Raw genomic sequence first — 15,012 nt, forward strand, 5'->3', positions numbered from 1 at the left:
TCTCCAACGTAAGAACCGTTGGCAACGAGAGTGCCGGCATCAAGGCCATCGAAGTGAAAGAAGTGGGAACCGGTTTTGACATAGAGCCGATGCCTGTCTTTTGCAAAATAGGGGCTGTTGCCCAAAAGAGTGAAACTTGCCGGGTCAGCGCCGGGGATGACACGATCCTCCAGATAGACATGCGTATTATCCAGCCCGTAATCATCATCCATAACACGAAAGTTCCGTACGTCTCGTGTCACGAACTTGGCCTTTCTGTTGCGCTGATGATACCACCAGACGCCCTTTTCATCGCCAAGATAACCCGCCGACAGCGGCCCGTCGCAAAACAGGCTGATCACTTCGAACCGCTGCGCCGAAATGCCACCTTTTACCTCCACCGCCTCGCCACCCTCCTCAAGGAGCACGACTTTCCCTTGGTGAACGGCGAAGGTCGTGGGCATGATACTCTCCGGCTTGCGGGTTGAACATAGAAATAGCCTGGGTCCAAACCAGCCATTTGCAACTCTGGATGTATAATAAAAACGCCGCTTGTCGGCAACGCCGCAATGTCTCAAAGACGACGCTGCGGCATGCAAGCTTTGAGGGGTGGATGTCTGTACTCATGGCACGGCACTTTTTTTCATTCCGTGAGATGGAGGACAATCGGGAAGGCTTGCTCTTGTGCTTAACCTTTGGCGACGTACGCACCGAACCATGGTTCAGGATGTTTTGCGGACGTCATCGCTGGTCCTGTAACCCGCTTGACCGAGTCAAACTCATCCCCCCACCAGTTAACCACTCTGAACGGCACATGAACCCGTCTCTCAGGGTCGGTTCAGTCCCACTGTGGCAAAGTCGTGTCCAGCATAAGAGAAGACTGTGACGCAAAGGGGAAATGACATGGCGGTTCTGGTTAGACGCTTCAGCATCATCGTTCTTCTGATGGCGATTTTTGCCATGTCCTTCGCGGCTTTGGTGGTCAACCCCAATCGCAGTTTCCAGCGTGTGAATGTCGGCGCGTCGATTGCCTGCCAGACAAGCTTTTCCAACAATTGCCACGTCACTCTGTAGCCACCCATCCGACCGGACACGACCTCGTCGAATATTTTTCGAACACACATATTTCTGTCGCTTGCCTGTCGAAATTGGCTCTCTATAATGGGCCATGACAATAGCAAAGCACACCATTTCGCACCTCTCCTTCATCATGCCCGAGCCGGTCGCGCCGCAGACTTTTACCGATCCGGTGGCGGCTGTGGATGCTCTGACGGCGCTTTACGAGCGCAACACGAGTTTTCTGATCACGTCCTTTACCGATCTGGCGAAGGGCGCGCCGATCGAGGGTCGTTACCGCGCCTGTTACCCGCAGGTCAGCATAGAGACGTCGAGCTTCGGCCATGTCGATTCGCGCCTGTCCTACGGTCACGTCACATCGCCGGGCGTCTATACGACGACGATCACCCGTCCGCAGCTTTTCCGGCATTATCTCAAAGAGCAGCTCGGGCTACTCATCAAGAACCACAGCGTTCACGTCACGGTGTCCGAGTCGGCCACGCCCATTCCGCTGCATTTCGCTTTTGGCGAAGGTGCTTTCGTGGAGGCCTCTGCGGCATCTTCGCTGACCGATGTGCCCTTGCGCGATCTGTTCGACACGCCCGATCTCAACAACACCGATGACCTGATTGCCAATGGTGAATATGATCAGGTTCCGGGCGAGCCCGCGCCATTGGCACCGTTCACCGCCCAGCGCATCGATTATTCGCTGGCGCGCCTCAGCCACTATACGGCCACCAGCGCAAACCACTTCCAGAACTTCGTGTTGTTCACCAACTATCAGTTCTATATCGATGAATTCGCGGCCTGGGCCCGCAAGCTGATGGCAGAGGGAGGCGAAGGCTATACGGAGTTCGTCGAGCCGGGCAACATCGTCACCCAGGCCGGTTCCGATCGTCCGATCACCGACATGACGCTTGGCCGCATGCCGCAGATGCCCGCTTACCACCTGAAGAAAAAAGGCCATGCGGGCATCACACTGGTCAATATCGGCGTCGGCCCGTCCAACGCCAAGACGATTACAGACCACATCGCCGTGCTGCGCCCGCATGCCTGGCTGATGGTGGGTCACTGCGCGGGGCTTCGCAACAGCCAGCGGCTGGGCGACTATGTTTTGGCCCACGCCTATATGCGCGAAGACCACGTTCTGGATGACGATCTGCCCGTCTGGGTGCCGATCCCGGCTCTGGCCGAAGTGCAGATGGCGCTGGAAGGTGCGGTTGCGGAAGTCACCGGCTATGAAGGCTTCGAGCTGAAGCGCATCATGCGCACCGGCACCGTTGCCACCATCGACAACCGCAACTGGGAGCTTCGCGACCAGGCCGGGCCGGTCAAACGGCTGTCGCAGTCGCGTGCCATCGCGCTTGATATGGAATCGGCGACCATCGCCGCCAACGGTTTCCGTTTCCGCGTGCCTTACGGCACCCTGCTCTGCGTCTCCGACAAGCCGCTGCATGGCGAATTGAAGCTGCCCGGCATGGCAACCGAGTTTTACAAAACGCAGGTCTCACAGCATTTGCAAATCGGTATCCGCGCCGTGCAGAAGCTCGCCGCCATGCAGACCGAGACGTTGCATTCGCGCAAGCTTCGCAGCTTCTACGAAACCGCCTTTCAATAACGGATATCGCTGGCGCTACCGACGTCCCCGGACAAACAGCGCCAGCGCCGTTCCCATGAGCGAAGACAACATCACCATCAGGTGCACATTGACAGCCGCCTGTGCCAGGGACGAGAGCGACGTCCGATCTGTGGAAGCTCCGAAACCGAGTGCACCGGCAGTGATGCCTGCCGGGTAAGTCCCAACGCCACCCGGCGCATGGATGGGCAGAACGGAGGAGAGCTCGCCGCCCAGCGCACCGCCAAAACCTGCAGCCAAGTCCAGTTTTCCCATGAGCGTCAAAACCCATGCCAGAACCGCAATCTTAACGAACCAGTTGATGATGGTTGCACCCCACGCCCGGGCAAAAGCACGACCATCGGCAGGCAAGCCCGCCTCCATCTCCTGAATGATGCCTTTTGCCTTTTTCGGCGCAAGGTGGTGCGCATATCGAAAAAACCGCTGTCTGATGGAAAAAGCGATGACGGGGAGAGCCAGAAAGACGATCCACAGAAGCCAGACCGCCAGCGAGCCTCTCTCCAGCGCAAGTCCAACCCCTGCCGCTGCCATGAGCGCGTGCAGATCAAAAAACCGCATGATCAGAAGGGCAGATGTTCCACGCGCCAGCCGGACATCAAATTCCTGCCGCATCAACAAGGGGAAACTGGTCTCGCCGGACCGGAATGGCAGCATGATGTTGAGAAGATTATGGATCTGGACCACGCGAAACAGGCGCGCGAACTGGCCTTGCGTTTCACCAGGGAAATAATCGTAGATGCGCCAGGTCCGCAGAACGTAGGTGGACAGAAGAAGTGCAAGGGCGATCCCGATGACCCATAGCCCCGCTTCCTGCCACAGCGCAAAAATCGTCCCCCACCCCCACATCCAGCTGATGAAGGCTGCGTAGGCGGCAACCACCAAAGCCGTGACGATGGTCATAGAGTGCCGTGCAAACCGGGCGGGCTTCAATTCAATTTCCAATCACATTCCATTGCGGCATCGTGCGCACTATTCTCTCCACTGGCGCTTGCAGACAAGGGCTTCCTTGAAAGTTTGTGGTCTTTGTTGAAAAGGCCGCGAAACGTCGTTAGAGAAAGCACATATTCCAGATCACGACACAGACGGAACCGTTACCGTGCAAACACCTGCCGCCATTATCACAGACGTTCCCGCGGCAGATGCACTGGAGCTTTCGCTGGTCGTGCCGATCTTCAACGAGCAGGAAAGCGTCAGACCTCTGATCGAACGGATCATCGAGGCAATGGCGGGCTATGCGCTGCCGTGGGAACTCATTCTGGTGGACGATGGCAGTACCGATGCGACGATTGCAAATGCACGGGAATTTGTCGAACGGCGCGGCCTCAACCTCAAGATCGTCGCTCTGCAACGCAATTTCGGCCAGACGGCGGCCATGCAGGCCGGTATCGATACGGCGCGCGGTCGTTTGATCGCCACGCTCGATGGCGATCTCCAAAACGATCCCAAGGACATCCCCATGCTGGTCGCAGAGCTGGAACGGCGGGAACTCGACCTTCTCGTCGGCTGGCGTCAAAACCGTCAGGATGGATTGGTCCTGCGCAAGATCCCCTCCTGGATCGCCAATCGCCTGATCGGCAAGATCACCGGCGTGCGCCTGCATGACTATGGTTGCAGCCTTAAGATCTACCGTTCGTCCATCATCAAGCAGGTCAAGCTGATGGGTGAAATGCACCGTTTCATTCCGGCATGGGTGGCAGGCGTCGTGCCTAGCACCCGTATCGGCGAAATGCCTGTCACCCATCATGCACGGCAATTCGGTTCGTCCAAATACGGCATTTCCCGCACATTCCGGGTTATCCTCGACCTGCTCTCGGTGATGTTCTTCATGCGCTACAAGGCGCGACCGGGCCATTTCTTCGGTTCGCTGGGCCTGGGCCTTGGCGCAATGGCCGGTGTGATCATGACCTATCTCTTCGTCGACAAGTTCATTCTCGGCAACGATATCGGCACGCGGCCGATGCTGATGGTCGGGGTCGTGCTGTTGTTATCTTCCGTTCAGTTGATCACCACCGGCATCCTGGCCGAAATGATCGCACGACTGTATTACCGGGACGATCTGACGCCGAACTACATCGTTGGTAAGGTCTATCAGGCGGAGTGATCTCAGATGCGCAAGTCTCTATCGCGCAATCCCGATCTGATTTTATTCTGGATCGGTGGCTATTTTCTGCTTGCCATCATTGTGCGCATCATCCGTTCGCCGGCATTGGAAATAGACGAGACACAGGCGGCTCTGACGCAGTTTCTGCTTTGGGGATATGGATCGCAGCCCCCGCTCTATCATTGGCTTCAATATGGTCTGTCTGAGCTGTTCGGTATGTCGATCGCGACCCTGAGCCTTTTGAAAAACGCAACTCTGTTTTTCTCCTGCCTGTTCTTCTGGCTGACGGCGCGGCTTCTGACACAAGATCGCGCGCTGTCTGGCCTTGCAACCCTTGGCATGCTGACACTGCCGCCGATCTTCCTCATGTCTCAGCGCGACCTGTCCCACACGGTGATGGCGCTTTTAATCGTGTGCCTTTTTCTCTACGCATTTTTCTCGACGCTGAAACGGCCAAGTTTGGCGGGTTATCTTCTGGCGGGTGCGGCCGTTGGCCTTGGTGCTCTGTCAAAATACAATTTCATCCTCGTTCCGCTTGCCGCTGCGCTGGCGCTGATACCGGAAAAAGATTTGCGTGTCCGCTTGATGGACTGGCGCATGGGACTCGCGGTCATTCTATCGATCCTCATCGTCCTTCCGCATGCCATATGGATGCTGCACAATCCCGACCTCGTCACCGGCCAAACCATGGGCGAAATGACGGAAGGGCGCGAGCACATCTCCTTTCATGGCTTTGATGGCGCACTGAGTTTGGTGCTGGCAGCATTAAAAGGTGCGGCGCTGACGGTCGCCATTTTTGCCCTCCTTTTTTACAGAGACATCAAGCGCATTGCCTCGGCAAGCGATCAGTGGACACGCATCATAGGACGCATGCTGCTGATCGTGTTCTTCCTGTTGCTGGTCATCATCTTTGTGCTCGGCGCCACAAATATCCGGCAGAAATGGCTCATCGTCTATCTCGTCCTGCTGCCGCTTTATCTCAGCCTGAAAATACGCGCCGCGGGCGTTGACGCCAAACCGAAACTGCCAGCCATGCTGACCGTAGCGAGCGTTTTGACGATCGGTGTTCTGCTGATTTTGCTCACACGCGGACTTGTGGCCCCCTATTTCGGGCGCTACTCGATTGTTCACATTCCCTATGACACCTTTGCCAAAGCGGTGATGCGTGATGGCTTCGCGCAGCCACGCTATGTGATTGCACCCAACGTTATGGTCGGCGGCAATCTCAGGATTCAGTTTCCCAACGCAACCATCCTGACAGGTGATCCGGCAATTGAAAGAGCACCACAGAGCTGGCCACAGGGAGCGACCGTCCTGCTTGCTGGAACGACCGATGACGGCAAGCTGCCGGATAATCCCGCCGCTGCCCTCGATGCTCTCGCCGCACGCGCATCGCTGCCGGCTCCGACCGATATCAGGGATGTCAGCGCCGCCTATCCCGGCGGCGGCGAAATGAAGAAACATGCATTCTATTACGCCTGGTCGGTCATCGGTCGGAACTGACCTCAGTTACGAAGATTGTGGACATGGTGACGGCAGTTTCGGCACAACCTGCGTGAACTGCCCTGCCTCCTCTTTGGACGGCACCTGGCGCTCATGTCCTATGACGGTTTTCATATCCTCGCGGTATGCGCCAGATGGTCCAGTCCCTTGCGCACGATCTCGATGATCTGATCGATTTCGGAGCGGCTGATGGTGAAGGCTGGCGACGCCAGCATCCGGTCACCGGTGGCGCGCATGACCAGCCCGTTTTCGAGGCAATGATTGCGCACCAGCGTGCCGACATCATCCGGTTTGTCGAAACGCTTGCGCGTTGCTTTGTCGGCGGTCAGTTGCAGTCCGCCGATCAGGCCGACATTGACCGCCTCGCCCACCGTTTCGTGGTCGAGCAGACTTTGCCAGCCCTGTTGGAAATAGGGACCGATATCGTCGCGGACGCGCTCCACCAGTCCCTCGTCTTCAATGATGCGCAGGTTTTCCAGCGCAGCTGCCGCACAGACCGGGTGACCGGAATAGGTGAAACCGTGGTTGAAATCACCCACCTTGGTCAACATCACCTCGGCCACGCGGTCGGACACCAGCACGCCACCGATCGGCAGATAACCGGATGACAACCCCTTCGCGACGGGCGCCAGATCCGGCTCGTAGCCGAAATGCTGATAGCCGAACCACGACCCCAGCCGTCCGAAGCCGCAGATCACCTCGTCCGACACCAATAGAATATTGCGCGCCTTGCAGATGCGGGCGATCTCCGGCCAATAGGTCTCCGGCGGGACGATGACACCGCCTGCGCCCTGAATGGGTTCGGCCACGAAGGCGGCTACGTTGTCTTCGCCCAGTTCATCTATTTTCGCGTCCAGTTCGCGCGCAACCTTAAGGCCGAATTCGGCAGGCGTCAGATCGCCGCCCTCGACATACCAATAGGGCTGACCGATATGCGAGACGCCATCGATCGGCAGGTTGCCCTGCTCATGCATCCAGGTCATGCCGCCCAACGACGCGCCCGCGACGGTAGAACCGTGGTAACCGTTGCGCCGCGCAATGACATGGGTTTTGGTCGGATAACCCAGTGCCTTCCAATAGACCCGCGCCATTCGAAACCACGTGTCGGTCGCTTCGGAGCCGGAATTCGTAAAGAAAACATGGTTCATATTCGGCCCGGCATGGGACACGATCTTCTGCGCCAGAAGCGTGGCCGGTGGTGTCGTGGTGCCGAAGAAGGCGTTGTAATAGGGCAGTTCGTTCATCTGCCGGGAGACAGCATCGGTCATTTCGCGCCTGCCATACCCGATATTGACGCACCATAGACCGGCAAAGGCATCGAGATATTTCTTGCCGGTGCTGTCATAGATGAACACGCCCTCGGCACGCTCTATAATGCGTGTGCCCGTGGCGTTCAGTTTACCCATATCGGAAAAGGGATGGAGGTGGTGGGCGGCGTCTATGGCGGCGAGGTTCGATATCTTCAAGGGGTTATCGTTCATCGCGGCATGCACTCCATTGACGTCATGGAAACAGAATGGCCGGGGCGGCAGCGTTTTGCAAGGCCACGATCACGTCTTGCAAAACGGGCCCTGGAGCAATGATATCAGGTGCTTGCAAAATCCTTCGCAACAATAACCTTCAATTCGCCCGCATGGATTTTCAGCCGCACATCTTTTTCCATCGACAGCAACTCCCCATCCATAACGCACCGCACGTTCTTGTGGCGTTTGGGGAAATGCAGTTCCGCTTCGGTTACCGCCATAGCCGTGACAGCCGCGTTTTCCTTCAGCTTGCCACGCATGATATCGAAAGCGAGCCGCGTGACGCCGGACGGGGTCAAGGCGTCTGCAATGTAAAGGCCAAGCTTTCCCTGGGTGATATCGTCCGCGACCAGCAACGGGCTCTGCCCGAACTCGTTGTTGGATGCGGAGATGGCACAGGCGCGGCGATGCTGCGTCACGCCCGCCACGGTAAACTCCATGTCGAATTTCGGCGGATTGAGGACGACACCGATCGCGGCGCGAATATTGGCGAGGATTTTGCCCAGTCTTGACGCATATTCCATCTTGTCGCGGACACGCACCATGCGTGCATGCAGACCGGCGGAGAACTGGTGGACGAAGGGGCGGCCATTGGCACTGGCAATATCGACATTATGGACATGGCCCTCAGCCAATGTGTCCACCGCCTGCCAGATGTCGAGCGGCAGCTTCAACGAGCGGGCAAACAGGTTCATGGTGCCGGCAGGGACGACACCCAACGCGATGCCGTGTTTCCAGGCGATACCGGCGGCGGCAGAAATCGTTCCATCGCCACCGCCTGCAATCAGCCCGTCGAGGCCCTTGTCATCGGCGGTGCGTTCCATTTCGGAGACGATATCCTTGCCGGAAACGAGGCGGCATTCGATATCGTGGCCAGCATCGTTGAAAACCTTTTGCGCATGCGCGCAGTAGGCGTCCATATCGGTGGTCTTGAAGGTGCCGCCGTCACGGTTGAAAATCGCCACCAGTCTCATATGCTTACCCAGCCCCCGTTACGCTCAAGCGCGCGACCTAAATGGTATAGCGCGGGTTCCGTTCCGTACACCTCTGCGTGAGAGGTAAATTTTACCGAATCAGAGGCTACCGCAACGCACAACTTCATGTTACGAATGAGATAAGGTCATTTTGGTGACCATATACCTCCAGTCAGGGCAAGACCGAGACCTCGGTTTTGCCCTTTTTTTCTTCGTTCCCATCGCAGAAATCCATGACCCATATTTCCCCGACTAAAGACCGCTCCGTAGCGGATGGGCAAGCTGTCGAACCATTGCCCGCAGCAGCCCTCACTCCCTTTTCCATCGCCCTTATCGAACTGGCGCTTGCCGCCGGAGGCTTCGGCATCGGTACGGGCGAATTCGCCATTATGGGCCTTTTGCCCGATGTCGCGACAAGTTACGGCGTCTCTGTTCCCCAGGCCGGCTACGTCATTGCCGCCTACGCGCTCGGTGTCGTCATCGGCGCACCCATCATCGCGGTGCTGGCGGCGCGGATGACACGGCGTGTGCTTCTGCTGGCCTTGATGAGCGTTTTTGCGGCGGGCAATATCTTGAGCGCCATCGCGCCCGATTTCGCAACCTTCACGGCGCTGCGGTTCATCACCGGCCTGCCCCATGGTGCCTATTTCGGCGTGGCTGCGCTGGTGGCCGCCTCCATGGCGCCCATCCACAAACGTGCCCGCGCCGTGGGTCGTGTCATGCTGGGGCTGACTATTGCCACGCTGCTCGGCACCCCGCTCGCTACCTTTTTTGGACAGATGTTTTCCTGGCACGCCGCATTCCTGATGGTGGGCGGCATCGCGCTTTTGACTGTTGCGTTGCTGTGGCTCTTCCAGCCACGCGACAAGGTACAGGAAGGTGCCAGCATCTGGCGCGAGCTTGGTGCCTTCAGGCGTGGTCAGGTGTGGTTGTCGCTCGCTGTGGCTTCGGTCGGGTTCGGCGGCATGTTCGCGGTCTTCAGCTACATCGCCAAGACGACCACCGATGTCGCCATGATGCCAGCCGCTACCGTTCCGATGGTTCTGGCGCTCTTCGGCATCGGCATGAATGTCGGTAATGTCGTTGGTTCGCGCATGGCTGATATCTCGCTGAACGGCACGATCGGCGGCATGCTCGCGGTCAATGTGGTGCTGATGGCGTTGTTCGGATTGACCGCTGACAACCCTTACATGCTGTGCCTTTGCGTCTTCCTCATCGGCTGCGGCTTTGCCGCCTGCCCGGCGGTGCAAACCCGCCTCATGGATGTGGCGGCCGACGCGCAGACGCTGGCTGCCGCCTCCAACCATTCCGCCTTCAACATCGCCAACGCGCTTGGTGCCTGGCTTGGCGGCCTCGTCATTGCCATGGGCTATGGCTATGCATCGACAGGATATATCGGCGCGATCCTCTCGCTCGCAGGCCTCATCGTATTCGGCTTTGCCGTGGCGCTGGAGCGACGCGAGAAAGCCAACCTAACGGCTTGATTTCAGAGTGCTTTAGACGACCCTAAAGCGCCTGGACGCACGCAGCAGTCGACCTTGCCAAAATTTCATAATCGCCCCGCTTGACTTGGCCTTTTTTCGGGCGCAACAGATATCTCATGCGCAGATTGAAGCATTGATCTGGCGCAGATATCCACGGAGCATCATTAGATGTCTAGCGACAGTCGTAGTCGATTGCCTTTGCCGAAAACGGCGAAACGCGCGCTGATCTGACACCTGTCGGCTCACCACGTTCCGCCGTGATCGGCGGATCGACGGGAAGGTGAGCAATCATGAACTTTCATAACCTCTCTGAAAGAGCCAGCAAGGCTGCACGTCTTTTTCGTAGCAGCAGCATTGGCCCCACCACCACCGCAGAACGCGTCGATCAGTTGAACGCACTTGACGTGCGCGAAGCCGTCGACGCGCTGCTGAAAATGACGCAGGCCCGTGCGGTGGCGGTCCTCGACCGGCCAGAACTGCACCGCGCGGCAGAGATCATCGCCCATATTCCGCTGGAACAGGCAGCCCGTTTCGTCAATCTCATGTCGGATGACCGCGTGGCAGACGTCATGGCGGAAATGGATGACGAGCCACGGGCCAAGCTGTTTTCCCGGCTGGACCGCGCAACGGCAACCGCCATCCGCCACCTGATGACCTATCCGCCCCGCACGGCGGGTTCGATGATGACGACAGAATTCGTCAGCGTGCCCGACCGCTGGACGGTGGAGCAGACGCTTGCGCATATCCGCATCGTCGAACGCTCCCGCGAAACCGTCTATGCCATCTATGTGCTGGCGCAAGACGGCACCTTGGCCAAGGTCGTCACCCTGCGCCGCCTGGTGACGGGCGAGCCATCGGCCTCCATTCTGACCGTCGCATCCAAAGAAGGCATCACCTATGCCGATCCGTTGATGCCTCAGGAAGATGTCGCCCGCCTTATTCGCAAGCACGACCTTCTGGCCATGCCTGTCGTCGACGAGCACGCCCACATTCTCGGCATCGTCACCGTCGATGATGTCATCGACACCATGATTGCCGACACGACGGAAGACGCCCACAAATTCGGTGGTATGGAGGCTCTCGGAAAGCCCTATATGGCGATGGGTTTCCTCGATATGATCCGCAAACGTGGTGGCTGGCTGGCGGCTTTGTTCCTGGGTGAAATGCTGACGGCCAGCGCCATGCAGCATTTCGAAGGAGAGCTGGAAAAGGCGGTCGTGCTGACGCTGTTCATTCCACTCATCATGTCATCGGGCGGCAATTCCGGTTCGCAGGCTACGTCGCTCATCATCCGGGCGCTGGCGCTGGGCGAGTTGAAACTGTCCGACTGGTGGCGCGTGTTGCTGCGCGAACTGCCCACAGGCCTCACACTCGGCGCCATTTTAGGCGCCATCGGCTTCCTGCGGCTTACCGTCTGGCAGCAGGCCGGGTTCTATGATTACGGCGAACACTGGCTTCTGGTCGGTTTCACCGTTTTCTGTGCCCTCATCGGCATCGTCACCTTCGGCTCCATCACAGGCTCGATGCTGCCCTTCCTGCTGCAACGCATGCGCCTCGACCCCGCCAGCGCATCGGCCCCGTTCGTCGCGACACTGGTGGATGTCACCGGTCTGGTGATCTACTTCTCGGTCGCACTGCTGATCTTGAGCGGGACGCTGCTTTAGTGGCAAACATGATGTTGCCGGTCGCGCCTTGGCGAGGCTGGCAACACCCGTCGTTAAACGGGCTTGCGATCTTTATACAATTTTTTGTATAATTAGCGATATGAAAGTGATCAGATTTCGTGGCAGCGCCCTCAGTGATTTACGTGCGTTTCCCGAAACGGCGCGGCGGGAAGCCGGTTATCAGCTGGACAAGGTGCAACATGAGCAGATGCCGACCGATTGGAAGCCAATGGGAACAATCGGAAAGGGTGTTCAAGAAATAAGAATCAGGGATGAAAGCGGCGCGTTCCGCGTGATCTATATCGCGAAATTCAGCAATGCAATTTACGTCCTGCATTGCTTCCAGAAGAAGACCCAGAAGACCAGCAAGGCAGATATCGACCTCGCAGCAAAACGCTACAGCGATCTGATGAAGGAGTTAGGCCAATGAGCAGTGAACAATTCGAAAGCGTCTGGGATGCCATCGAAGACACGGTGGCCAAAGCGGAGAACATGAAGCTGCGCTCCACGCTGATGAGAGCACTCGAGCGGCAAATAAAGGAAAAGGGCTGGACGCAGGCAGACGCCGCCCGAGAACTTGGGGTCTCGCAGCCGCGCGTGTCAGATCTTTTGCGTGGCAAGATCAATCTGTTCGGCTTGGATACGTTGGTCAATATGGTGACTGCGGCAGGACTGCATGTTGAAATGCAGGTGTTGGATGCTGCGTGAACGAAAAATGCACACGCAGCGTTCTCAGCTCATTACCGCGCCCTGAGCGCGCCCGCAACCGTGTGAATATGGGCCGCACCAATGCCGCAGCAGCCGCCGATCATGGTCGCACCGGCTTCGGCCCAATCGCAGGCGAAACGGGAATAGGCGTCGTCGGTCAGGTCGGCGCGGGTGCCGTGAAGGCCTTCATTGGCGGCGGAATCGCCTTGCTCACCTTCGAATGCGTTGGCGTAGACGCCGATTTCGATGGAGACGCCTCTATCCTTGAACACAGCGGAGGCTGTCTCAACAGCGGCTTTCATGACTTCCGGCTTGCTGCAATTGAACAGCAGCGCGGTGGCACCTGAACCTGCGGCCCATTCGGCAGCAGCGCGCACGGTTTCGCCGGAGCGAAGCTGTGGCGCGCCGCCGTTGACCTGCGCGGTGTCGTCGTTCAGCGTGAAGGAAACCCAGAATGGTTTGCCCGTGTTGGCCACCGCTTCACGCACCGCCTCCCCTTCGGCAATCAGGCTCAATGTTTCGCCCAGCCAGACATCGACATGGGGAGCGAGGTTGTCGACCAGCACCTTGAGATAATCCTGCACCCGTGAAGCATCGAAATTCTGCGGTTCGTAGGAGCCGAAGATCGGCGGCAGGCCACCGGCAACGGTCACCTTACGGCCCGAAGCATCCGCCGCTTCCCGTGCCAGCTTGCCGGAGAGTGAAATCAGCGCGGCGCCGTCTTTTTGAAACCGCTCTTCGCCAATGTGGAAAGGCACGAGCGCATAGGAATTGGTGGTGACGACATCGGCACCGGCTTCAATGAATTCCGCATGCACCTGCCGCACGATGTCAGGCGCGTCGATGAGAGAAAGCGCAGACCATTCCGGCTGCTTCAACTGTGCACCGAGCCGTTGCAATTCACGGCTCATGCCGCCGTCGAGAATCTTGATATCGCCCATATGGAACTCCCTGGAGTATTACCGCCGCTGCGGCACCTGCGCTTCGACGAAGCCGAAACAGCGCACGATGATGGCAGTGAGGATGAGATAGAAAATGGTGACGACGAAGAGTGGTTCATAGACCAGCAGCGTATCCTGTCGCACCTTGTAGGCAACGGCGTAGAGATCCATGACGGTCACGGTAAAGGCAAGCGGCGTTGCCTTCAACTGCATGACCACTTCGCCGGCAATGGTCGGCAGGGCAATGCGAATGGCGCGCGGCAACCAGATGCGGCGGATCAGCGTGAAACGGCTCATGCCGAACGCCCTGCCCGCCTCAAGCTCCCCCTTCGGCACCGCCAGAAGCGCACCGCGCAGGACTTCCGCCTCATAGGCCGCATAATTGAGCGTGAAGCTGACGGCTGCAAAAAAGAAGCCCTCACGCAGCACCGGCCACATAAAGCTTTGGCGCAAGCCAGGGATCATCGGCAGGAATGAACCGACGCCGTAATACAGCAGCCACAGTTGGATGAGCAGCGGCGTACCACGGAAGAACGTACAGTAGCCGCGTGCCAAAAGCCGCGTGACTTTACCGCCGCTGACCTGCGCAAAGGCAAGGCCAATGGCGATGACAAAGCCGAGGACGACGGAAATGATCAGCAGCGCCACCGTCTGATAAGCGCCGGAAAGCAGCAGCGGCCAGTATTTTTCGATCCAGGAGAATTCCATGCTCTCTCCTAAACCAGCGCCGGTTGACCGCGCCGCACGCGGCGTTCGATCAATGAAAAGACGGCGTTGGAAACGAGTGTAATCGCCAGATACAAGAGTGCTGCCGCCATGAAGAACAGGAAATACTGCTTGGTGCTGGCGCCTGCCAGCCGCGTTGCCAGCGCCAGCTCCTGATATCCGACGACCGCCACCAGCGCGCTGTCCTTAGTCACGGCAAGCCAGAGGTTTGCGAGGCCCGGCAGCGCATTTGGCACCAATGCAGGCAAAACGACGCGGCGAAAGCGCAGAAACGGCGACATGCCAAAGGCGCGCGCCGCTTCGATCTGCCCACCCGGAATGGCAAGGATCGCACCCCGCAGAACCTCGGTCATGTAGGCACCCTGCACGAAGCCAAGCACGGCGATAGCCGCGACGAAACCGTTGATCTCCAACGGCGGCATTCCGGCCCATTGCAGCAGCCGGTTCAGGCCATCGGTACCCGCATAATAGAGCCCAACGATGAGGATCAGCTCCGGCACGGCGCGGATCATGGTCGTGTAGAAGCCCAGCACGACACCGAGCGGCCTATTGCCGGACAGCTTGCCCAGCGCACCGGCCATGCCGATTACGATGCCAATGAGATAGGCACCGGCGGAAATGGCAAGCGTGGAAACGGCACCGGTCAACAGCGTGCCGCCCCATCCCGGAGGATAGGGCGACAAAAGTTGAAGCATGGTTTCAATGCTTGCCATCAAC

Annotated in this window: 14 protein-coding genes and 1 pseudogene; 8 read left to right on the forward strand and 7 right to left on the reverse strand. The window is 58.3% G+C overall.

Going from position 1 to position 15,012, the window contains the following annotated elements:
* Positions 1-134 precede the first annotated feature (134 nt).
* A pseudogene (locus GGQ73_RS23355) lies at positions 135-443 on the reverse strand (hypothetical protein); the annotation flags it as partial.
* A 439-nt stretch (positions 444-882) separates the two neighbouring features.
* Between GGQ73_RS23355 and GGQ73_RS14990 the strand changes: the two are divergent.
* Positions 883-1,053: a hypothetical protein gene (locus GGQ73_RS14990; RefSeq protein WP_174152508.1), complete on the forward strand. Its 171-nt coding sequence runs from the start codon at positions 883-885 to the stop codon at positions 1,051-1,053.
* A 94-nt stretch (positions 1,054-1,147) separates the two neighbouring features.
* Positions 1,148-2,653 (forward strand): AMP nucleosidase, encoded by a 1,506-nt coding sequence (amn, locus tag GGQ73_RS14995; RefSeq protein WP_183897004.1) that lies wholly within the window; start codon positions 1,148-1,150, stop codon positions 2,651-2,653.
* A 15-nt stretch (positions 2,654-2,668) separates the two neighbouring features.
* Here the strand turns inward: amn and GGQ73_RS15000 are convergent, their stop codons facing one another.
* The gene (locus tag GGQ73_RS15000; protein WP_183897165.1) at positions 2,669-3,571 is read right to left on the reverse strand and encodes a lysylphosphatidylglycerol synthase transmembrane domain-containing protein; all 903 of its coding nucleotides are present in this window, start codon (positions 3,569-3,571) and stop codon (positions 2,669-2,671) included.
* A 196-nt stretch (positions 3,572-3,767) separates the two neighbouring features.
* Here GGQ73_RS15000 and GGQ73_RS15005 point away from each other — a divergent pair, with 196 nt between their 5' ends.
* Together GGQ73_RS15005 and GGQ73_RS15010 are read left to right on the forward strand one after the other, a co-directional pair.
* On the forward strand, positions 3,768-4,772 hold the full coding sequence (locus GGQ73_RS15005; RefSeq protein WP_183897005.1) for a glycosyltransferase family 2 protein: 1,005 nt from the start codon (positions 3,768-3,770) through the stop codon (positions 4,770-4,772).
* A gap of 6 nt (positions 4,773-4,778) precedes the next feature.
* Positions 4,779-6,275 (forward strand): ArnT family glycosyltransferase, encoded by a 1,497-nt coding sequence (locus GGQ73_RS15010; protein WP_183897006.1) that lies wholly within the window; start codon positions 4,779-4,781, stop codon positions 6,273-6,275.
* 110 nt (positions 6,276-6,385) lie between these two features.
* On the opposite strand, the gene GGQ73_RS15015 is transcribed toward GGQ73_RS15010, so the two are convergent.
* A complete protein-coding gene (locus tag GGQ73_RS15015) occupies positions 6,386-7,756 on the reverse strand; it encodes an aspartate aminotransferase family protein (protein WP_183897007.1) in 1,371 nt (456 codons plus the stop codon).
* A 104-nt stretch (positions 7,757-7,860) separates the two neighbouring features.
* The gene (locus tag GGQ73_RS15020) at positions 7,861-8,772 is read right to left on the reverse strand and encodes a diacylglycerol/lipid kinase family protein (RefSeq protein ID WP_183897008.1); all 912 of its coding nucleotides are present in this window, start codon (positions 8,770-8,772) and stop codon (positions 7,861-7,863) included.
* 233 nt (positions 8,773-9,005) lie between these two features.
* Between GGQ73_RS15020 and GGQ73_RS15025 the strand changes: the two genes are divergently transcribed.
* The 4 genes from GGQ73_RS15025 to GGQ73_RS15040 all read left to right on the forward strand — a co-directional run bounded on the left by GGQ73_RS15025 (position 9,006) and on the right by GGQ73_RS15040 (position 12,628).
* Positions 9,006-10,256 carry an MFS transporter gene (locus GGQ73_RS15025; protein WP_183897009.1) on the forward strand — a complete coding sequence of 417 codons (1,251 nt, stop codon included), beginning with the start codon at positions 9,006-9,008 and terminating at the stop codon, positions 10,254-10,256.
* A gap of 290 nt (positions 10,257-10,546) precedes the next feature.
* On the forward strand, positions 10,547-11,920 hold the full coding sequence (mgtE, locus tag GGQ73_RS15030; protein WP_183897010.1) for a magnesium transporter: 1,374 nt from the start codon (positions 10,547-10,549) through the stop codon (positions 11,918-11,920).
* Positions 11,921-12,020: 100 nt separating this feature from the next.
* The gene (locus GGQ73_RS15035) at positions 12,021-12,350 is read left to right on the forward strand and encodes a type II toxin-antitoxin system RelE/ParE family toxin (RefSeq protein ID WP_210290143.1); all 330 of its coding nucleotides are present in this window, start codon (positions 12,021-12,023) and stop codon (positions 12,348-12,350) included.
* Complete coding sequence (locus GGQ73_RS15040; protein ID WP_183897011.1) at positions 12,347-12,628, forward strand: helix-turn-helix domain-containing protein; 282 nt, start codon at positions 12,347-12,349, stop codon at positions 12,626-12,628. The genes GGQ73_RS15035 and GGQ73_RS15040 overlap by 4 nt, the downstream gene beginning before the upstream one ends.
* A gap of 32 nt (positions 12,629-12,660) precedes the next feature.
* On the opposite strand, the gene GGQ73_RS15045 is transcribed toward GGQ73_RS15040, so the two are convergent.
* Genes GGQ73_RS15045 through GGQ73_RS15055 form a run of 3 tightly spaced genes read right to left on the reverse strand, consistent with a single transcriptional unit; the run spans position 12,661 to position 15,008 of the window.
* Positions 12,661-13,569 (reverse strand): homocysteine S-methyltransferase family protein, encoded by a 909-nt coding sequence (locus GGQ73_RS15045; RefSeq protein WP_183897012.1) that lies wholly within the window; start codon positions 13,567-13,569, stop codon positions 12,661-12,663.
* A gap of 18 nt (positions 13,570-13,587) precedes the next feature.
* Positions 13,588-14,277: an ABC transporter permease gene (locus GGQ73_RS15050; RefSeq protein WP_183897013.1), complete on the reverse strand. Its 690-nt coding sequence runs from the start codon at positions 14,275-14,277 to the stop codon at positions 13,588-13,590.
* A gap of 8 nt (positions 14,278-14,285) precedes the next feature.
* Positions 14,286-15,008 carry an ABC transporter permease gene (locus GGQ73_RS15055; RefSeq protein ID WP_183897014.1) on the reverse strand — a complete coding sequence of 241 codons (723 nt, stop codon included), beginning with the start codon at positions 15,006-15,008 and terminating at the stop codon, positions 14,286-14,288.
* Positions 15,009-15,012: the final 4 nt, after the last annotated feature.

Source organism: Rhizobium skierniewicense (genome assembly GCF_014196515.1).
Lineage (GTDB): Bacteria > Pseudomonadota > Alphaproteobacteria > Rhizobiales > Rhizobiaceae > Agrobacterium > Agrobacterium skierniewicense.